The organism is Streptomyces sp. NPDC002092 (assembly GCF_053593775.1).
The window spans coordinates 269,266-288,040 of the sequence record NZ_JBSFDG010000006.1; the positions used below are offsets into that span (position 1 = coordinate 269,266).

Below are 18,775 nucleotides of genomic sequence, written 5' to 3' on the forward strand. Positions count from 1 at the left end.
GTGGAAACGATCGGCATAACGGGATGGGAGACCGCGGTGCTCACCGGAGGGCCCGCGGACGGACTGCGGATGAAGGTCTCCGACCGGCCGCGGGTGATCCAAGTGACGTATCCGTGCCAGGTGGAAGCCGGACCGGAGGGCCTGCGCGCGGAAGGGGTGTACCTCTACCGCCGCGACTACGGCGTCACGAGCGAACCGCTGCGGTACGGCTTCGACATAGCCAGCCCCTGAGGGACGGGCTCGCGGAGGTCGGCCGTCGACGACGTCGGCGTACTCACGCCGGACGCAAGGCCGACGAGGTGACTTTTCGGCCGTCGAGAACCAGTACTCTTCCGCCTGCGTCGTACGGCAGTGTGCCGACGGCTCGACCTGTGGGGGGACCACATGAGCAGCGAGATCTACTTCAGCAACAACTACCGTGACCTGTGTGAACGCAACGGCACCGGGTCAGGCTTCCAGTTCGAGTTCTCCTGCTCCCGCTGCTACGACACCTGGCGGTCGCCCTTCGAGGCGTACGTCGGCGAGCGGGCCGCCAGCTGGCTCCAGAAAGGGGCCGACGTCGCCTGGAGCCTGCTCGGCAACACGGGCAGGGGCGTGACGTCGGCGGCCGACGGGCTTGCGGGGGCCGGTTGGGGACAAGCCCGCGACCACGCCTTCCAGCGGGCGATCAACAATGCGCAGGGGCACTTCAACCGCTGCGCTCGCTGCACCAACTACGTCTGCGGACGCTGCTGGAACGCCGCGCAGGGACTGTGCCTGCACTGCGCCCCCGACACCGCGGCCGAGGCCATGGCGGCCCAGCAGCGTGGCCTGAACGACATGGCCTCGCAGCGGTCCTACGCCGCGGGGCAGCAGGCGGGGCAGTCCTACGACCCGTCCGCGCCCCGGCAGTTGGTCTGCCCTCAGTGCCGGACCGAGACCCATGGAGCCGCCTACTGCTCCGGCTGCGGCTACCACCTCGCCCAGTCCGACCAGTGCACCTCCTGCTCAGGCGTCGTGCCGAACGGTGCGGCCTTCTGCCCGGGCTGCGGCACACGCCAGTAGCCGGCGGCCGGTTTCCACGCTCGCGTGCGGCGGCGGGCACCACCGCGCCCGCGTGCTTCACGCGTCGGAGTCGGGCTCGGCGGCGGCAGCCGCGTACGCCTGCGCCGGGGTCATCGGCACGCCGTTGATCTGCACCGTCTTGTAGGGGCTGACCTTGGCGCAGGTCTTGGCCTGGTCGGCGGTGGAGGCATGCGCGTGGGAGACCGCGGCCTGTGAGTCGGCGGGCGCGGTCGGGGACGTGCCACCGGGGTAACTGGTGCCGCTCGGCCAGTCGCTGCCGACGACCAGGGTCACGCCCGCGCCGGTGCCCTGCTGCAGGTGCGAGGAGGTCAGCCCCAGCGCCTTCGCGACCGTCTGGGCCTCGGCTCTCTGGCCCGTGCCGTAGGTCAGGGTGGTGGTGGTCGCGGCGCTCGGGGCGTTGGCCGTGGTCGTGCCGGAGCTGAAGCCCTGGTCGGTCAGGGCCGTCGCGATCGTCGAGGCGCGGCCGGTGATCGTGGTCCCGTTCGCCACCGTCACGGCGATCTGCGACGCGGGCACGGCCGAGGCGGTCGCGGTGGCCTTCGCGGTCGCGGAGGCCGCCGCGGACTTGCCGCCGGAGCCGGTGGTCAGTGACTGGTCGCCCGCGATGGTGGAGAACAGGCTCCTGGCGCCCGCGCCCACCAGCACATGGTCGCTGTTGGCCGGGTCGGGAGCGGTCTGCATGGTGGTGAACGTCATCCGCTTGGTGGGGACCTTGTCCACGTCGGCCGCGAGCGAGATGAGCTTCCTGACGCTGCCGAGGCCGTCGTCGACGGTCAGTGCCTTGGTGGCGGCGTCCGCGAGGTCGTAGACCTTGGTGGGGTCGGTGAGTGTGCCCGCGCTCTTGAAGTTGCGGATCAGCGCACTCAGGAAGATGTGCTGGGAGACGGTACGGCCGAGATCGCTGCCGTCCCCGAAGCCGTGCCGGGAGCGGACGAACTCCAGGGCCGCGACGCCCTTCAGGGTGTGGGTGCCCTTGGACAGCTTCAGGTGCGAGTAGGTGTCGTAGACGTTGTCGCTGACGCAGACGTCGACGCCGCCGGCCGCGTCGGACATCTTGACCACGCCGGAGAAGTCGAGCTCGACGAAGTGGTCGATGGGGATGCCGGTGAGCTGGTGGACGGTGGCCACCTGACACGCGGGGCCGTACTGGAGCGCGCTGTTGATCTGGCCGTAGTAGCCGGACGTGGACTGACCGGTCGCGCTGTCCCTGCAGGTCGGGACGTGGGTCATGGTGTCCCGCGGGATGCTCATCACGGTGGCGTTCGAACGGTCCGCGGAGACGTGCACCACCATCTCCACGTCCGCGTTCCCGTGGCCGGTCTGCACTCCGGTCTTCGAACAGCCGCCGCCGAGCTTGCAGTCCACCGCGCTGGTCCGGCCGTCGGAGCCCATCACCAGGATGTTGATGGGGGTACGGCCGAAGGCATCCGCCTTCTCCGTGCCGCCCTTGCCGTCGAGCGAGACACTGTTGATGTTGCCGTTCAGGTGCTGGTAGAACCACCAGCCGGCGCCTGCGGTGGCCAGGATCAGGACGGACAGGCAGATCGTGGCGATCTTCAGCACCCGCCTGCCGCGGCCCGTCAGCCGGGCCGGGCGCCGCGAGTCCGAACGACCGCGCGAGCGCGAGTCCGTCCGGCCGCGCGGCGGGCGCGAACCGTCCGGCGCGGGCCTGCGCTGCCCGGGCACCCGGCCGGTGCGACTACGCGTGGCCCGACCGCCCGGCCCGTCCCACGGGTCACTCATCTCCAACTCCCATGAACGGTCGGCCCGGCAGACGGGGCCGTCGGGGTACGGGCAGGTGAGAGGGTCTCACCTCGGTTGCACAGTTGCGCAATCTAGCAAATTCATGGTCTTTACAGCCCAGATCCTGCCGTATTCACAGGTGAGGGATCTCATGCCCGGGAAGGCGCGCCACCTTGATCCGAGCGATGATCCAAGCGGCGCCGCGCTCGGCCAGTACGGCGAGACGGTGCAATTAACCCCGCCCCGTATCGGGAAGATCGGGCGCCTGCCGCCGTCCGAGCCGGTGTCCCTCGCGGGCTAGTCGGCGGCGACCGCGCTGCCCGCCCTGGCCCAGTTGGCGTTCAGCTCGTCCAGGTAGGACTGCGCCTGGCTGCCCGGGGTCGCGCCGCGCGCGAAGGCGAGCATGTTGCCCGCGCCCGTGTTGTAGCCGAGGGCCAGCAGCTCGTTCTTGGTGTACGCGCCGCGCCAGGTGGCGGGCAGCTGGGCCGCGAGGTCGTGCAGATACCAGGCTTCGGCCTCGATCGCGAGGTCCCGGTCGTCGGGCAGCTCCTCCCACCGCCGGTCGGCGAAGTCCCGCCCCTTCTTGACCTCGTCGAAGGTGGCGCGGTGCATGTTCGCGATGCCGAAGGCGGCGTCCGGCTTGTACTTCTGCCAGGCCCGCTCGAGGGACGGGTCGTGGGGCTTGTACGACTCGTTGTAGAGGATCGCCATCAGCAACTGGGCGCTGACGCCCGTCTGTCGAGCCCGGGCGCGCACCTGGGAGGCGTAGTCAGCCGGGTCGTACGACGAGGTCGTCGTCGCCGAGGTCGAAGGAGCCGCCGTGGCCGCCGGAGTGGGGACGGATGCTCGTGCCCGGGTTTGCGCGTCGCCCTGCGAGGTCCCGGCGGCACGCACGATGACGTACAGCGCCAGGGCGAAGACCACAACGGGGAGCCACCGCCAACGCTTCGGCGTCTTCGACACGGACATGCCTCGCCCTCTCCTGCACCCCGGCCCGTTGGCCGGCACCCTTGTACAACAGGCGCATTAAGACCTGTGTGAGGCGCCGCTGTGTCCGCGCCGCAGCACGGTCCGGTTCGGCCCCGCCGTAACGGTCGCGGCGGTCTCAGACACCAGCCGCGTTCAGTCGGCGCACCGGTGCGGCGGCCTTTCGCGTACGGGCGGTCAGCTGCCCGACCATCACGCGGACCACGGTCACGACGTCGGGGTCGTCGACGTAGTAGACCTGCCGGCGGCCGTCGCGTCGGGCGCGGACGAGCCCGGCGAGCTTCAGCTTCGCCAGGTGCTGGCTGACCGCGGGCAGCGCGCCGCCGACCCGGTCGGCAAGATGCGTGACGTCGCTCTCGCCCTCGGACAGCGCCCACATGATGTGCAGCCGGGCCGACGACGCGAGCAGTCCAAAGGCCTCGGCCGCCTCCGCCAGGAGCTCGGCGGACGGATCCTCATAACCGCCGACGTTCTGCGCCACAGTCGTCTCCCGCCCCAACCTCGTCACAGCGCCCGCACACGCGCGCACCCAGTGTAGGCGTACGGCCTCGGTGTACAGGTGCTACCGGGGACCCGGCCGTCCCCATCGGAGGCCGGGCAGGCCGCAATTTGCCGGTCATTCCTCGTAGTAGTTGTTGACGATCACGTCCGGTTCGTCGTCGTCGAACGCCTCGTTCAGCAGCGCGCCGCCGACCAGACCGGCCGCACCGGCGCCGATGAGCGCTCCGGCGCCGAAGCGGCGGCCACCGCCCTGCTGCTGCTGGTGGTGGTCCGTGTACGGCTGCCCGTAGCCCTGTTGGGGATAACCCTGCGGCGCGGGCTGCGGGTAGCCCTGCTGGGGCGGCGTGTAGAACGGCGGCGGCGTGCTCTGCACGCGCTGCGCGCAGCCGCCGCACGCCTGGATCGGCCGGGGCACGCCCCACTGCGGGGACCAGGTCACGGTCGTCGTGCCGGGGCCGTGGTTGGGGTCGAAGAAGCACGTCATGGGGGAACTCCCGGTGGGTTGCGGGGTGGGGGCGAACGCCGGTGGTGGCGGGGAGACGATGGTCGGGGTGGGGGCCGCGGACGGCACGTACGCAGGAGCGCTCACCGGCGCCGAGGGGGCGGCAGCCGGGCTCGGGGGCGTGTCGCGCAGGACATTCACGCCGTAGTCGGTGGCGATGCCGGCCAGCCCGGAGGCGTAGCCCTGCCCGATCGCGCGGAACTTCCACTCGGCGCCGTGCCGGTACAACTCGCCCGCGACCAGGGCGGTTTCACTCGACAGGCCGCCGGAGGCCAGGTCGTAGCGGGCCAGTTCGGTGCCCGCGTCCCGGTCGAGGACGCGGATGTGGGCGCGGTGCACCTGTCCGAAGCTCTGGCCGCGGGAGGCGGCCTCATAGAGGGAGACGAGAAAGACGATCTTCGTGACGCGGTCCGGGACCAGGGCGAGGTCGACCTGGATCTGCTGGTCGTCCCCGCCGACCGCACTGCCGCCACCGGAGTGACGGACCGAACCGTCGGGACTGGTCAGGTTGTTGAAGAAGACGAAGTGCTGGTCGGAGAGCACCTTCCCGGACTGGTCGCACAGCAGTCCGCTGGCGTCCAGGTCGTAGCCCGTGTCCGCCTGCCAGCCCAGCCCGACCGTGACCGCAGTCAGGCCCGGGGCCTGCTTGCTCAGCGATACGTTGCCGCCCTTGGTCAGGGACACACTCATGCACGTCCTCCGCAGTTGCCGGTTCCGCTTTCCGCGGTTCTCTTGGTCAACTCGACCCTAACTCTTCCACTTGCAGGCTTGCGCAAATGTCTTGATCAGGTGACAGAACCTCAACAGCTCATCCGCAGTGACCAGCAGGGTCTCGTCAACGCGGCGCGGCTGTTCCTAGTCTTGCGCAACCAAGCAATACGCAGCATCGGGCACCCGGCGGACCCCGCCCGGCCCGACCCCGACTGGAGGACAACACCGTGGGCATCATCAGCTGGATCATCCTCGGCCTGCTCGCCGGAGCGATCGCGAAGATCCTGCTGCCCGGCCGCGACCCGGGCGGTCTGATCGGCACCACCCTCATCGGTGTCGCCGGCGCGTTCGTCGGCGGCTGGCTCTCCGCGCGCTTCCTCGACCGCCCGGTGGCGAAGAACTTCTTCGACCTCTACACCTGGGGCGCGGCCATCGGCGGCTCCCTGGTCCTGCTCATCGCCTACCGGATCCTGTTCGGCAACTCACGCGACTGACCCGCGGACCGCCATCAGGTTCGGGAGAACCGGAGCAGGCGCCCGCGCCGGCCCATGGCGGCGGCGAGCTGTTGCACCCGCCGGTTGAGCCGCGGCCGGGCGAGGCACCGGACTGCGCGAAGCTCGTTGTGTCCTACACCAAGGTGTCCGACGCGGCGTCTTCGTCGTGTGCGGACTGGGCCAGGGCGGCGTAACGTCCGCCGAGGGCGAGGAGTTCGGCGTGGGTGCCGCGTTCGACGATGCGGCCCTGGTCGAGGACGACGATCTGGTCGGCGTGGCGCACGGTCGAGAGGCGGTGCGCGATGGTGATGGTCGTGCGTCCGGCGGCCAAGCGGTCCAGCGCCTCCTGGACCGCCCGCTCGGTGCGGGTGTCCAGCGCGCTGGTGGCCTCGTCGAGCACCAGCACCCGGGGGTCGCGCAGCAGTACGCGGGCGATGGCCAGCCGCTGCTTCTCACCGCCGGAGAACCGGTACCCGTGCTCGCCCACCACCGTGTCGTAGCCCTCCGGCAGGCTCTCCACCAGGTCGTGGAGCTGCGCCGCGCGCGCCGCGGCGGCCAGTTCCCCGTCGGTGGCGCCGGGCCGGGCGGCGCGCAGGTTGTCCGCGATGCTCGCGTGGTACAGGAAGGTGTGCTGGGTGACCACGCCGACGGTGGCGGTGAGGGTGGCCAGGCTCAGCTCGCGGACATCGATGCCGTCGATGCTGACCCGGCCGGCGACGGGGTCGTACACGCGCGGCACAAGGTAGCCGAGAGTGGTCTTCCCGGCGCCTGTGGCGCCCACGACCCCCAGGTGGGTGCCGGGAGGCAGGTCCAGATCGATGTCGCGCAGCACCGTGCGCTCTCCGTAGGCGAAGCGGATGCCTTCAAGGCGGACGTGACCGAGCGGGCGGGGCAGCGGCACGGGCCGCTCGGGCTCCGGGATCTCCACCGGCAGGTCCAGGTATTCGAAGACGCGCTCGAAGAGGGAGAGTGAGCTCTGCACGGCAACTCCGGTCTGGAGCAGCTGTATCGAGGGCGCGAACAGTGACTGCTGCAGGGAGGTGAAGGCCACCAGGGTGCCGACGGAGAGCGCGGGCACGCCGTGTGACGCGGTGAGACCGGCCAGCCAGTAGATGGTGATCGGCATGGCGAACATGATCAGTTGGATCACCGACTGCCGCCACCGCCCCGCCATGCTGGAGCGGATGGTCAGATCGGTGAGGCGCTTCGACTCGAACGAGAACTCCTCGGTGAGTGCTGCCCGGCGGCCCAGCACCCGGCCGAGCAGGAAGCCGTCGACCGAGAGCGACTCCTGGACCAGCGAGGAGAGCGCGGCGAGCTGTCCCTGGCGGCGGCGGGTGATCGCCCGCCGTTCCGCACCGACCGAGCGGCTGATCCAGACGAAGACGGGCAGCATGGCCAGCGATGCGCAGCTCAGTCGCCAGTCCAGGACGAGCATCGCCACGAGCGCCGAGACCAGAGTGGTGACCGAGCCGACGGTGCTTACGGCCACGGTGGTCACGGTCTGGCTCATGCCCCCCACGTCGTTGGCGATCCGGGACTGGATCTCACCGGTGCGGGTGCGGGTGTAGAAGGCCAGGGACATGCGCTGCAGGTGGGTGTAGACGGCCCCGCGCAGGTCGTTCATCAAGCGCTGGCCGACGGTCAGCGTCAGATAGGACTGGACGACGCCCGCCGCGGAGCCGAGGGCGGCGAGGACGAGCATCCCGCCCGCCAGGGCCGTCAGGAGTCCCGTCCGCCCCTGCGGCAGGGCCACGTCCAGCAGCTCGCGGAGCATCAGCGGTGGTGCCAGCGCCAGCACCGAGGACCCGGTGACGATCAGCAGGACCACGGTGAGCCGCCCGGTGTACGGGCGGAAGAGCCCGGCGACGCGGCGCGCCGAGACGCGCGGCGCCGGCTCTCCCAGCGTTGTCCGATCCTGCATGGTCCCCCTCCTGTCTGCCGTGCGGCCGAGCCGGGGCCGCGCGGGTTGCGCGACCCCGGCCCTCACCCGTACGGCCAGGTCATTTCTTGCCGTCCCACGGGTCCCAGTCGTCGTCGTCCCCTATGTCCCCGTCGAAGTTCCCGTCGGGGTGGTCGCTGTTGCCGGGGGTCCCTCCCCCTCCGTCGTTGAACGGCCGGACGACCGTGCCCGCGTGCAGCACCCGGATGTCTTCGGGATCGAGCGATGTGGCCATGGTTTTCACCTCCTCTCACATGGTCATGACAGTGCGTCACTGTCTTGGGCGAGGGTGAGGAATCCCTCGCGGACCAGGGTCCGCACCAACACGAGGCGCCCCGGCCCGTCCAACTCACCGCGGATGTCGGCCGCGGTGAACCCCGCTCCGCCGCTCTGCGCCACGTAGCGCACCTCGGGCTCCACGTGCGCGGGCAGCTGCACGCTCTTGCCGTGGAAGTCCAGGTTGACCACCTCGCCGTCCACGACCAGCCGGAACGGCAGCCCGGCACGCCGGCGCACCTTGGTGTCGGCCTCCACCTCGGCCTGGTGCTCCAGGTCGGCCAGATGGCCGAGCAGGTCCGGCGGACTCAGCACCAGCGAACGCGCCAAAGACGCCTCCACGAGTTCTTGCGGCCGCAGCCGGTCGGCCAGCGCCGCGATCAGCCGGGCCGCGGTCTCCTGCGCCGTGCGCTGTGCCTCCTCGTCCCAGCCGAAGCCGAGGGGCAGCCCGTGGCGGAAGCGGACATCGGCGTGGGCGGCGCCGCGCATGGCCTCCTCGAACACGTCGTGCCACAGGATCGGGTGCACGCCCAGTGTCATGTGGACAGACGTCCGGTCGTTCGAGGTGCCCGCGTGCAGGGTGCCTCGCGGCAGGTAGAGCACGTCGCCGTCGCACAGGTCGAACTCCTGGAGCGGCTCCGTCGGCTCAGGCAGCGATTTGTTGTGCGGCTGGCTGCGCAATGGCAGGTCGAGCGGGGACCCGAAGAGCTGCCACCTCTTACTGCCGTGCACCTGACAGATGAAGACGTCGTGGGTGTCGTAGTGCGGCTTGAAGCCGCGGTTCCCTGCGGGCGTCACATAGATGTTGGCCTGGATGCGCGCGGTGATCTCGGTACCCAGTGCGTAGGCCAGCCGCTGCAGCGGCGCGAAACGCCGCTCGAGCGCGTTGACGACCACGGTGGAGCCCTCCCGGTAATGCTGGTAGAGGACCTCCAGACCGTGCGCGCCGCCCTCGCCCCGGCGGGAGTTGAGCTGGTTGACGGGCGTCTCCTTGCCGTCCCGTACGACCCGGAAGTCGCCGTCGCGGACATTGGAGAGCGACAGGACCCGGTCCATGTCGGCCAGAGTCAGCAACTCCGCGAAGTAACCCGGCGCACCCCGCCTGACGAGGAGCGGCTGCCGGGCCCAGTACTCCTGCCGGAAGGTCTCCTCACTCACCGGATCGATCAGCCGGGCGAGCGTGAACCCGTCCCGTACGGTGGAGGTCCCGTCCACACCGTCACCGTGCAGTGCCATCAGCCCGTCCCCCTCACTTCTCGGCAGTACCAGGACCGTAGGCGCGGCGTCCGCAGGGCAGTACCTGAGAGTTCTCAGGGTCCGTGCGCACCTCTACGCGTGGGCCGGACCGAATCTGAAGGCAAGGCGGGTTCTGCTGGCCGGACCCGACGTGCTGACGGTAGAAAAAAACCTGCGCCCGACAGCGTTCTGCCCGCCGTTACCACCTGCCCCGGCCGCCAAGGAGTCCGCAATGGGAACGTACGAGGATCTCTTCCGCTCCAGTACTGAAGACCCGGAGCGCTTCTGGCTGAGGGCCGCGGAGGGCATCGACTGGGATGTCGCTCCGCAACGCGCCCTGGACTCCTCCGGTGCACCCTTCTACCGCTGGTTTCCCGACGGGCGGCTCAATGTCTGCTTCAACGCGCTCGACCGGCATGTCGAGGCCGGCCTGGGCGATCAGCCCGCGCTCGTCTACGACTCCCCCGTGACGGGCACGCGGCGCACCTACACCTACACGCAGTTGAGGGACGAGGTGGCCGCCTTCGCCGGAGGCCTGTCGCAGCTCGGCGTGGGGTACGGCGACCGGGTGGTCATCTATATGCCGATGATCCCGGAGGCGGCCGTCGCGATGCTGGCCTGTGCCCGCATCGGTGCCATCCACTCGGTCGTCTTCGGCGGGTTCGCGCCGCCCGAACTCGCCGTCCGCATCGACGACGCCGCCCCGAAGGTGATCGTCTCCGCCTCCTGCGGCATCGAGGGCAAGCGGGTCATCCCGTACAAGCCGCTCCTTGACCGCGCGATCGAACTCGCCGGACACCGGTCGGAGAAGAGTGTGATCGTGCAACGACCGCAGGAGCGGGCCGAGTTGGGGCCGGACGACCTCGACTGGGCCGAACTGGTCGCCACCGCGACGCCTGTCGACTGTGTGCCGGTGGCCGCGACCGATCCGCTCTACATCCTCTACACGTCCGGGACGACGGGAAAACCCAAGGGGGTCGTCCGCGACTGCGGCGGCTACGCGGTGGCCCTGCACTGGTCGATGGGCGCCGTGTACGACATAGGCCGGGGCGAGACCATGTTCACCGGATCCGACGTGGGCTGGGTGGTCGGGCACTCGTACATCGTCTACGGCCCGCTGCTGGCCGGCGCCACGACCGTGCTGTACGAGGGCAAGCCGGTCGGCACTCCGGACGCGGGCCAGTTCTGGCGCGTCGCCGCCGAGTACGGCGTCAAGACCATGTTCACCGCGCCGACCGCCTTCCGGGCGATCAGGAAGGAGGACCCCAAGGGTGCCCTCGCCGCGGAGTACGACCTCTCCCGCCTGCGTTACCTCTTCCTCGCCGGCGAGCGCCTCGACCCCGAGACCTACCACTGGGCGAGCGCCCTCCTCGACATTCCGGTGATCGACCACTGGTGGCAGACGGAGACCGGCTGGCCCATCGTCGCCAACCCGGTCGGCATCGAGGCCGCCCCGGTCAAACCCGGCTCGCCCACCCGTCCGCTGCCGGGCTGGGACGTCCGCGTCCTGGACCCCTCCGGGCAGCCCGTGCCGCCCGGCGTCGACGGCGCGATCGTCGTCAAACTGCCCCTGCCGCCCGGGGCGTTGCCCACTCTCTGGAACGACGACGAGCGCTTCATCGGCTCCTATCTCTCCGCCTTCGACGGCTACTACCTCACCGGCGACAGCGGGCACACCGACGCCGACGGCTATGTCTTCGTCATGGGGCGCACCGACGATGTCATCAACGTCGCCGGCCACCGGCTGTCCACCGGCAGCATGGAAGAGGTCCTGGCCACCCATCCCGACGTCGCCGAATGCGCCGTCATCGGTGTCTCCGACCCCCTCAAGGGACAGATCCCGCGCGGCCTCGTCGTCCTGAAGGCGGGCACCCGCCGCGAACCGGCCGAGGTCGAGGCCGAACTCGTCCGGCTCGTACGCGAACACATCGGCGCCGTCGCCTCCCTCAAGGAGGTCGCCGTCGTACCGGCCCTGCCCAAGACCCGCTCCGGAAAGATCCTGCGCAAGACGATGCGCGGCATCGCCGACGGCCTGGACGAGCCCATCCCCTCCACGGTGGACGACCCGAATGTCATCGAGGACCTGCGCCCTGTGCTGCGCCGCGGCCCCGGTCACCACGTGTGAGCGACCCTCCTCCGAACGTCGTCCCTCAGCGAAAACCGCTCAACCGCCGTGGTCGTGGATCGGGTACGGGTCGGTGTGACGCCCCGGAAGCGGTAGCGCCCGTCGGGCTCCGTCAGCAGGTGCGGATCGTCGTCTTCGCCCCCCGCGGCGCTGGCCGCGCGCTGGCCGTGGTGGCCGCGGTCCGCAGCCGCTCCGCAGGCGCAAGGCGTGCCGTCGAGAGCGCCGGCGCCGGGCGGGGCGTTGCTGCGGCTGCCGGGTGCGAAAAAGTTCCCTGCTCACGGCAACCCTTTGCAAGGCCCGTGACAACAAGGAAGCAGACCCGGCCAGTTCCGAGGGCCGGGGTCCGGCTTTCCGCTCATGAACGGCATGCAAGGAGAACAGTCCTCCATGAACCACCCCACGAACGGCGGGCGCCGCGGGCGTCACCGCCGCCGCTGGACCGCCACCGGTCTGCTGCTCGGCGTGCCCGCCGTCCTCGTGCCGTATCTCCTGTACGCGCAGGAGGACTCGCAGGCCGCGACGGTCGACGGCGACGCCTACTACCGGCTGGTCTCCGTGCGCAGCGGCAAGGTGCTGGACGTCAACGGCTTCTCCACCGCTGACGGCACGCGCATCCAGCAGTGGGCCGACCAGGGCACCGCCAACCAGCAGTGGAAGCTGAAGTCCACCGGGGACGGCTACTACGAGCTGGTGAACCGCAACAGCGGCAAAGTGCTCGGCATAGCAGGCGATTCCACCGCTCAGGGGGCCGCCGCCGAGCAGCAGACCGACCGTTCCGCCGCCTCCCAGGAGTGGCAGATCAAGGAGGTGAGCGGTTCCGACGCCGTCACCCTCACCTCCCGCAGGAGCGGCCAGGTCCTGGACGTCTTCGGAGGCTCCACCGCCCAGGGCACGGCAGTCGTCCAGTATCCGAGCCGGGGCAGCACCAACCAGCAGTGGAAACTGGTGAAGACGGCCGGGACCCAGGCGGAAGGGACCGGCACCGCGCGGACCACGGCCGCGGCCGGACCGTATGAGTGGAAGAACGCCCAGGTGGTGGGCGGCGGTTATGTCACCGGGCTGGTGTTCAACCCGCGGGAGAAGGGCCTGCTGTACGCGCGCACCGACATGGGCGGCGCCTACCGCTGGGACACCGGGGCCGAGCAGTGGATCCCGCTGACCGACTGGATCGGCGAGAAGGACTGGAACCTGCTCGGTGTCGACGCGGTGGCCACCGACCCCGTCGACCCCAGGCGGCTCTACCTCTCGGCGGGCACGTACACCAACCAGTGGGCGGGCAACGGCGCGATCCTGCGCTCCACCGACCGGGGCCGCACCTTCCAGCGCACGAACCTGCCCTTCAAGGTGGGCGGCAACGAGGACGGCCGCGGGGCGGGCGAACGGCTCGTGATCGACCCCGCGCACCACGGCACCCTGCTGCTGGGCACCCGCAGGAACGGCCTGTGGCGCAGCACCGACCACGGCGTGACATGGCGGCAGGTTTCCTCGTTCCCCGTCAAGGACGGGGCGGGCAGCGGCGCCGGCATCTCCTTCGTGACGTACGGCCCGGCCGGCAGCAGGACGGTCTACGTCGGCGTGAACGACAAGTCCACCTCCCTGTACCGCTCGACCGACGGCGGCAACACCTGGCAGGCCGTCTCCGGGCAGCCCACCGGCCGGCTGCCGCAGCACGGCGTGGTCTCCGGTGACGGCTCGCTGTACCTGACGTACACCGACGCCCTCGGCCCCAACGGCGTGACGGGCGGTTCGGTGTGGAAGTACACGCCGGCGAGCGGGGCGTGGAAGAACATCTCCCCGTCCCAGGGGTCCTACGGGTTCTCCGGTCTGGCCGTCGACCCGCGCAAGCCGTCCACGGTGATGGTCACCACCCTCGACCGCTGGTACCCCGAGGATGAGATCTACCGCAGCACCGACGGCGGTACGACCTGGAAGCCATTGGCCGGCAAGTCGGTCCGCAGCGCCTCCGCCGCGCCTTACGTCGGCACCCGCACCGGGCACTGGATGACCGCCCTGGCCATCGACCCCTTCGACTCCGGGCACGTGCTGTACGGCACCGGCAACGGCATCATGCGCAGCAAGGACGCCAACGCCTCCGACCGCGGCGGCACCAGCCACTGGAGCAGCGGGGCCCGCGGGCTGGAGGAGACCGCGCTGATGGACGCGATCGCCCCGCCCGGCGGCGCCACCGTCATCACCGCCATGGGCGACCAGGGCGGCTTCCGGCACGACTCGCTGACCAAGGTGCCCTCCGGGCGGCTGACGAATCCGCTGATGAGCAACAGCACCGACATCGACTTCGCCCAGTCCAACCCCGCGGTGATGGTCCGCGTCGGCCGGGGCGGCGCGCAGGACGGCGCCTACTCCACCGACGGCGGCAGCACCTGGAAGGGCTTCCCGGCGGAGCCGGTGGCCGCCGCCCAGGACGGCCATGTCGCGCTCTCGGCGGACGGCTCCACCATCGTGTGGACCGAGGCCGGCCAGGCCCCGTACCGCTCGACCGACAAGGGCGCGAGCTGGTCGAGGGTCGGCGGCCTGGGCACCGACGCCGTGGTCGTCGCCGACCGTTCCTCGGCCGGCACGTTCTACTCCCTGTCCGGTGGCACGCTCTACGCCAGCACCGACGGCGGCGCGACCTTCACCGCCCGGGCCGGCAACCTGCCCTCCGGCCGGCTCACCGCCGTCCCCGGCGTCGCCGGCGACCTGTGGATCTCCGGCGGTGGCAACGGGCTGCTGCACTCCACCGACGGCGGCCGGACCTTCATCACGCTCGGCTCGGTGCAGTCCGCCTCCGCCCTCGGCTTCGGCAAGGCCAAGCCGGGCACCGGCTATCAGGCGCTGTACCTGATCGGCACCGTCAAGAACGTCACCGGAGTCTTCCGCTCCACCGACAAGGGCGCCACCTGGCTCCGCGTCAACGACGACGCCCACCAGTGGGGCGCCATCGGAGCCGTAGGCGTCATCACCGGCGACCCCGACACCTACGGCCGCGTCTACATCGGCACCAACGGACGCGGCCTCCTGTACGGCGACCCGTCGTCCTGACCCTGACACCCGAGGGGGGCCGTAGCCACGACCTGCGGCCCCGCCAGGGATGAGGGCCCGGCCCACCTGGTTACCGCGCCCCTGCTCAGGACGTCCCCGGAGGAGCCGAACAGGCCGCCCGCGACACCGCGAACGGCCTGGACGGACTCGCTGGGAATCGGGGAGTCCGTCGGATGCCTGCACCGGTTCACGCCCGCCTCACGTCTTGGCAGGCGGTCGGCCGGGCTGGACTCGTCAAGCGGCGCGGCACCTGCTCGGGGTCGCGCCGCCCCGGTACTCCGGGACGCCCCGACCCCGACCGGTGCCCCCGTGACGTACGGCATGGAGCCGGGCTCACCTCCGGGGACGTATGGCGGCTGCTGTCGAGCGGGGGCGCGAAGGCCCGAGCCCCTTCACTCCGGCACCTGTCAGCCCGTACGCACCGGCCGGAGCGCCGTGGACCGCGGGACGACCTAGGCTGGAGGCAGCCGCTGGAAACCAGCCCTGACGGGCACGGATGTCCGGACGGAGGCATGGCGCGTGGAGATGGCCGGCAAGCAGGACGCCCCCACTGCCGTTGCCGTGGTGGGCCCCGACGGTTTGGTGAGCGGCTGGAGCGAGGGGGCCCGGCTGCTGCTGGGCTGGACGGCGCAGGAGACCGTCGGCCGCCCCGTGGCCGATCTGCTGGTCGATCCACCGCCACCCGGCTTCCCCGAGGGATACGGAGCCGGTCCCGACCCCACGGATTTCCTCCCCTTGCGCCACCGGGACGGCTCCACGCTGGACACCGTGGTGGCCGCTCACCCGTTGTTCGGCCCCGACAGCCGGGTGCTGGGCCACGCGCTGACCATCCAGCGCTGGGGACGCCGCCCGGTGATCGCCGATCGGGCCTTCGAGCAGAGCCCCTTCGCGCTGGGCGTCTACGACCCCCATCTGCGGTTCCTGTGGATCAACGCCTCCTCGGCCCGGGTGATCGCGCACACAGAGGCGCAGGTGCTCGGCAGGAAGTACCGCGAAGTGCTCCCCGAATTCGACCGCACCCTGTTCCCCGAAAGGGACGACAAGCCCTACACCGACGCGCTCGCCCAAGTGGCGAGGACGGGCGAGCCCATGCGTCTCATCACGGTCTTCCAGCCGCGTGGCAGCAACTACGCCAACGCCTGGGCCACCAGCATCTGGCCCGTCCGGGATGCCGAGGGCAGGGTCCGCGCGGTCGCCAACTGGGGATTCGACATGAGCGCCGAGTACTGGGCCCGGCAACGCCTGCTCCTCCTCAACAAGGCCAGCGGAGGCATCGGCCGGACACTCGACGTGATCGGCACCGCCCAGGAACTGGCCGACACTCCCGTGCCGGGATTCGCCGACCTCGTCACCGTGGATCTCTTCGACGAGGTACTGCGTGGGCAGGAGCCGCCCTCCGTGTCCGCGTTCGGCCCCGGCGAGACGATCGTGCTCAGCCGTGCCGCCCAGCACAGCGCGAACGAGGACACCGACCGCGCTCCCGGGCCCACGCCGCCGGTCGGCCACACTCCCGGTTCTGTCGCGGCCCGCTGCATGGCCACGGGCAGGTCCACGGTCCAGCTCGCCGCCGAGCCCGGCGAGGGCGGCGAATGGGCCTTCGGGCCCGGACTCGCCGCTGACCCGGCGCACTGGCCGCCGGACAACCCGGTGATCGACGAGTCCCTGGCCGCGGAGGGGCTGACCGGCCGGATCACCGTGCCGCTCCGGGCCCGCGGCGCGCTGCTCGGCGTCGTCGCCTTCTCCCGCCTCGACCGGCCCGAGGCCTTCACCGCCGACGACCTGATCCTCGCCGAAGAGCTGACCGCGAAGGCCGCCGTCGCCATCGACAACGCCCGCCGGTACTCGCGTGAGCGCACGACGGCGCTGACCCTGCAGCGCAGCCTCCTGCCGCAGGGGCTGCCCAGCCAGGAGGCGGTCGAGGTGGCATCCCGCTACCTGCCCGCCGGGACCGGCGCGGAAGTGGGCGGTGACTGGTTCGACGTCATTCCGCTGTCCGGTGCCCGGGTCGCCCTGGTCGTCGGTGATGTCGTCGGTCACGGACTGCACGCCTCGGCCAGCATGGGCCGGCTGCGCACGGCGGTCCGCACGCTCGCCGACGTGGACCTGCCGCCGGACGAGCTGCTGACCCACCTGGACGACCTGGTCCTGCACCTCGCCAGCGACCTCCAGGCCACCGGCGACTTCCAGCCGACGGGCGAGTCCGGGGCCACCTGCCTGTACACGGTGTACGACCCCGTCTCCCGCCGCCTCACGCTGGCCAGCGCCGGCCATCCCCTGCCACTGATCATCTCCCCGGACGGCACCAGGAGCCCGGTACCTGCCCATCCGGGGCCACCGCTCGGCATCGGGGGGCTGCCTTTCGAGGCCACCGAGCTGGAGCTGCCCGAGGGCAGCCTGCTGACCCTCTACACCGATGGACTGCTGGAAAGCCGCGAGCGCGACGTCGACGTAGGGATCGCCGAACTGCATGCGGTCCTGAACCGCTCGGCCACCTCACTGGAGGCCCTGTGCGACACGGTGATCGACGCCATGCTCCCCGAACGCCGTACGGACGACGCCGCCCTGCTCCTCGCTCGCACTCGCGCGCTGGATCCCCGCCACGTCGCCGACTGGGACGTCGAGCCCGACACCGCCCAGGTGCCGCTCGCCAGGAAGTTCGCCGTCGACCAGGTGGACGCCTGGGGCCTGGAGGAGGCCGCCTTCGTCACCGAACTGGTCGTCAGCGAGCTGGTCACCAACGCGATCCGATACGGCGAGCCGCCGATCACGCTGCGGCTGATCCGGGACACCTCCCTGATCTGCGAGGTCTCCGACGCCAGCAACACCGCTCCGCACCTGCGCCGGGCCCGCGCCTTCGACGAGGGCGGCCGGGGCCTGTTGCTCGTCGCCCAGCTCACCGAGGGCTGGGGCACCCGGCACACGACCAACGGCAAGACGATCTGGTGCGCGCAGTCCCTCGACGAGCAGCCGCACTGATCGCCGGATCAAGGGCCCAAGCCGTCCTCCACCTTCTCGAAGAAGAACTCGTGCTTGAGGAAGGAGACGTCGTACTCGTGGCCGGGCTGCGGTGGCAGCAGTTGGGAGGCCTGGAACAGACGCCACCCGTCGTGCAGTGCGGCAAGCCCTGTGGCGTAGGGCGGCTCGTCGCTGTCACCGGTCGTCGGACGGGTCCGGCCGGTCCCGTCGTATCGGGACCAGCCCACCACGGGAGAGTCCAGCGCGGACGTGGCGAGGTAGAGGACCAGAACCTGCTGCCTCATGCGTGGCTCCTCTTCAGGGTCGGCCGGTTGCTGACGCGCGTGACCCAGTACTCGACGTCGAACGAGTCGTCACCGGTCAGGGCCCGCCACAGCAGGACCCGGTTGTGGACCTCCAGTCGGCCCGTGGCCCACTCGTACCAGGGGAAGTACGTGTTGAGTTCCGCGGTCACCGCGGGGTCGTGCAGATCGGAGAGGTCCCACAGACGCACCTGCGGCACGGTCGGGTTGAGGCGGAGCTTGTACATGTAGCGGCGGCCCGCGGTGTCGTTGCGGCGGCCACCGTGCCAGATGCCGTGGTGCAAGAGAACGACCGTGCCTGCCGGGCAGGTCAGACGGGTCTGGCCCTTGAGGTTCTGGACGCGGCCGACGTCCGTCTCGTTGATCCTGCGCAGATGGCTTCCGGGCACGCTGAGGGTGCCGCCCATCTCGGCGGTCACCTCGTGCGGGTAGTACATGAGCTGGATGTCGAACGCATCCGGCCGCACATCGATGATCGCGTCTGCGTGGAGCGGCTGCGCCTGTCCCTCGTGCGGCTCGCGCACATGAACCGCATGGTGGTCGACGGTGGGCTCGGGGCCGACCAGGCTCTCGACGGCGCCCGCGACGACCGGCAGGGCGAGCAGTTCGTGGACGAAGGTGTCCGGCGCGAACGCCCCGCCCAGCGGGGTGCCGTAGGACACTTCCGGCAGGCCCTCGGTCAGGGCCGCGATGGCCCCTTCATTGATCTCCTGCGGCACCACCCCGTCCAGGCGCAGGTATCCCTGCGCGACGAAGCGCGCCACCTGAACCGATGTCAGGAGTTGCTTACTGGTTGACATGCGACGAACGTACGTGCCGAGTCCGGCTCGGTCGTGGGCTGAAATCGTCCAGTGCTGGTAGTTTTCCGACCTC

At 70.7% G+C, this 18,775-nt stretch carries 16 protein-coding genes; 7 read left to right on the forward strand and 9 right to left on the reverse strand.

The annotated features are described in order from the left end of the window. Together ACWCRD_RS16270 and ACWCRD_RS16275 are read left to right on the forward strand one after the other, a co-directional pair. Positions 1-231 carry a hypothetical protein gene (locus ACWCRD_RS16270; protein ID WP_450966460.1) on the forward strand — a complete coding sequence of 77 codons (231 nt, stop codon included), beginning with the start codon at positions 1-3 and terminating at the stop codon, positions 229-231. A gap of 153 nt (positions 232-384) precedes the next feature. Next, positions 385-1,044 carry a zinc ribbon domain-containing protein gene (locus tag ACWCRD_RS16275; RefSeq protein WP_450966461.1) on the forward strand — a complete coding sequence of 220 codons (660 nt, stop codon included), beginning with the start codon at positions 385-387 and terminating at the stop codon, positions 1,042-1,044. Between the two features lie 57 nt (positions 1,045-1,101). Here the strand turns inward: ACWCRD_RS16275 and ACWCRD_RS16280 are convergent, their stop codons facing one another. After that, positions 1,102-2,808, reverse strand: coding sequence for an LCP family protein (locus ACWCRD_RS16280; protein ID WP_450966462.1), 1,707 nt, complete (start codon positions 2,806-2,808; stop codon positions 1,102-1,104). 151 nt (positions 2,809-2,959) lie between these two features. Between ACWCRD_RS16280 and ACWCRD_RS16285 the strand changes: the two genes are divergently transcribed. Next, positions 2,960-3,109: a hypothetical protein gene (locus tag ACWCRD_RS16285; protein WP_450966463.1), complete on the forward strand. Its 150-nt coding sequence runs from the start codon at positions 2,960-2,962 to the stop codon at positions 3,107-3,109. Here ACWCRD_RS16285 and ACWCRD_RS16290 read toward each other — a convergent pair. From ACWCRD_RS16290 to ACWCRD_RS16300, 3 genes are all read right to left on the reverse strand, one after another. Then, the gene (locus ACWCRD_RS16290) at positions 3,106-3,777 is read right to left on the reverse strand and encodes a transglycosylase SLT domain-containing protein (RefSeq protein WP_450966464.1); all 672 of its coding nucleotides are present in this window, start codon (positions 3,775-3,777) and stop codon (positions 3,106-3,108) included. The two genes, ACWCRD_RS16285 and ACWCRD_RS16290, sit on opposite strands and share 4 nt — an antisense overlap. 136 nt (positions 3,778-3,913) lie before the next feature. Further along, positions 3,914-4,276 (reverse strand): ArsR/SmtB family transcription factor, encoded by a 363-nt coding sequence (locus tag ACWCRD_RS16295; protein WP_450966465.1) that lies wholly within the window; start codon positions 4,274-4,276, stop codon positions 3,914-3,916. Between the two features lie 135 nt (positions 4,277-4,411). Then, the gene (locus tag ACWCRD_RS16300; protein ID WP_450966466.1) at positions 4,412-5,488 is read right to left on the reverse strand and encodes a TerD family protein; all 1,077 of its coding nucleotides are present in this window, start codon (positions 5,486-5,488) and stop codon (positions 4,412-4,414) included. A gap of 248 nt (positions 5,489-5,736) precedes the next feature. On the opposite strand from ACWCRD_RS16300, the gene ACWCRD_RS16305 reads away from it, so the two are divergent. After that, positions 5,737-6,003, forward strand: coding sequence for a GlsB/YeaQ/YmgE family stress response membrane protein (locus ACWCRD_RS16305; protein ID WP_450966467.1), 267 nt, complete (start codon positions 5,737-5,739; stop codon positions 6,001-6,003). A gap of 133 nt (positions 6,004-6,136) precedes the next feature. Here ACWCRD_RS16305 and ACWCRD_RS16310 read toward each other — a convergent pair whose 3' ends face one another. From ACWCRD_RS16310 to ACWCRD_RS16320, 3 genes are all read right to left on the reverse strand, one after another. Continuing rightward, positions 6,137-7,927, reverse strand: a complete 1,791-nt coding sequence (locus ACWCRD_RS16310) for an ABC transporter ATP-binding protein (protein WP_450966468.1) — start codon at positions 7,925-7,927, stop codon at positions 6,137-6,139. A 79-nt stretch (positions 7,928-8,006) separates the two neighbouring features. After that, on the reverse strand, positions 8,007-8,180 hold the full coding sequence (locus ACWCRD_RS16315) for a hypothetical protein (RefSeq protein WP_344400847.1): 174 nt from the start codon (positions 8,178-8,180) through the stop codon (positions 8,007-8,009). 23 nt (positions 8,181-8,203) lie between these two features. After that, positions 8,204-9,457, reverse strand: coding sequence for a cupin domain-containing protein (locus ACWCRD_RS16320; protein WP_450966469.1), 1,254 nt, complete (start codon positions 9,455-9,457; stop codon positions 8,204-8,206). A 232-nt stretch (positions 9,458-9,689) separates the two neighbouring features. Between ACWCRD_RS16320 and ACWCRD_RS16325 the strand changes: the two genes are divergently transcribed. From ACWCRD_RS16325 to ACWCRD_RS16335, 3 genes are all read left to right on the forward strand, one after another. Next, positions 9,690-11,582, forward strand: coding sequence for a propionyl-CoA synthetase (locus tag ACWCRD_RS16325; protein ID WP_450966470.1), 1,893 nt, complete (start codon positions 9,690-9,692; stop codon positions 11,580-11,582). A gap of 387 nt (positions 11,583-11,969) precedes the next feature. Then, a complete protein-coding gene (locus ACWCRD_RS16330; protein ID WP_450966471.1) occupies positions 11,970-14,624 on the forward strand; it encodes an RICIN domain-containing protein in 2,655 nt (884 codons plus the stop codon). A 525-nt stretch (positions 14,625-15,149) separates the two neighbouring features. Further along, entirely contained in the window at positions 15,150-17,600 is a 2,451-nt protein-coding gene (locus ACWCRD_RS16335; protein WP_450966638.1) for a SpoIIE family protein phosphatase, read from the forward strand. A gap of 8 nt (positions 17,601-17,608) precedes the next feature. Here ACWCRD_RS16335 and ACWCRD_RS16340 read toward each other — a convergent pair whose 3' ends face one another. Both ACWCRD_RS16340 and ACWCRD_RS16345 read right to left on the reverse strand, forming a co-directional pair. Continuing rightward, entirely contained in the window at positions 17,609-17,884 is a 276-nt protein-coding gene (locus ACWCRD_RS16340) for a hypothetical protein (protein ID WP_450966472.1), read from the reverse strand. Then, positions 17,881-18,702, reverse strand: coding sequence for a phytanoyl-CoA dioxygenase family protein (locus tag ACWCRD_RS16345; protein ID WP_450966473.1), 822 nt, complete (start codon positions 18,700-18,702; stop codon positions 17,881-17,883). Before ACWCRD_RS16345 ends, ACWCRD_RS16340 begins: the two co-directional genes overlap by 4 nt. Positions 18,703-18,775 lie beyond the last annotated feature (73 nt).

Coding starts and splice junctions, on each gene's coding strand:
- ACWCRD_RS16310 (WP_450966468.1), bottom strand. CDS start 7,927: ATGCAGGATCGGACAACGCTGGGAGAGCCGGCGCCGCGCGTCTCGGCG.
- ACWCRD_RS16300 (WP_450966466.1), bottom strand. CDS start 5,488: ATGAGTGTGTCCCTGACCAAGGGCGGCAACGTATCGCTGAGCAAGCAG.
- ACWCRD_RS16330 (WP_450966471.1), top strand. CDS start 11,970: ATGAACCACCCCACGAACGGCGGGCGCCGCGGGCGTCACCGCCGCCGC.
- ACWCRD_RS16335 (WP_450966638.1), top strand. CDS start 15,150: ATGGCCGGCAAGCAGGACGCCCCCACTGCCGTTGCCGTGGTGGGCCCC.
- ACWCRD_RS16345 (WP_450966473.1), bottom strand. CDS start 18,702: ATGTCAACCAGTAAGCAACTCCTGACATCGGTTCAGGTGGCGCGCTTC.
- ACWCRD_RS16320 (WP_450966469.1), bottom strand. CDS start 9,457: ATGGCACTGCACGGTGACGGTGTGGACGGGACCTCCACCGTACGGGAC.
- ACWCRD_RS16275 (WP_450966461.1), top strand. CDS start 385: ATGAGCAGCGAGATCTACTTCAGCAACAACTACCGTGACCTGTGTGAA.
- ACWCRD_RS16325 (WP_450966470.1), top strand. CDS start 9,690: ATGGGAACGTACGAGGATCTCTTCCGCTCCAGTACTGAAGACCCGGAG.
- ACWCRD_RS16340 (WP_450966472.1), bottom strand. CDS start 17,884: ATGAGGCAGCAGGTTCTGGTCCTCTACCTCGCCACGTCCGCGCTGGAC.
- ACWCRD_RS16290 (WP_450966464.1), bottom strand. CDS start 3,777: ATGTCCGTGTCGAAGACGCCGAAGCGTTGGCGGTGGCTCCCCGTTGTG.
- ACWCRD_RS16285 (WP_450966463.1), top strand. CDS start 2,960: ATGCCCGGGAAGGCGCGCCACCTTGATCCGAGCGATGATCCAAGCGGC.
- ACWCRD_RS16315 (WP_344400847.1), bottom strand. CDS start 8,180: ATGGCCACATCGCTCGATCCCGAAGACATCCGGGTGCTGCACGCGGGC.
- ACWCRD_RS16280 (WP_450966462.1), bottom strand. CDS start 2,808: ATGAGTGACCCGTGGGACGGGCCGGGCGGTCGGGCCACGCGTAGTCGC.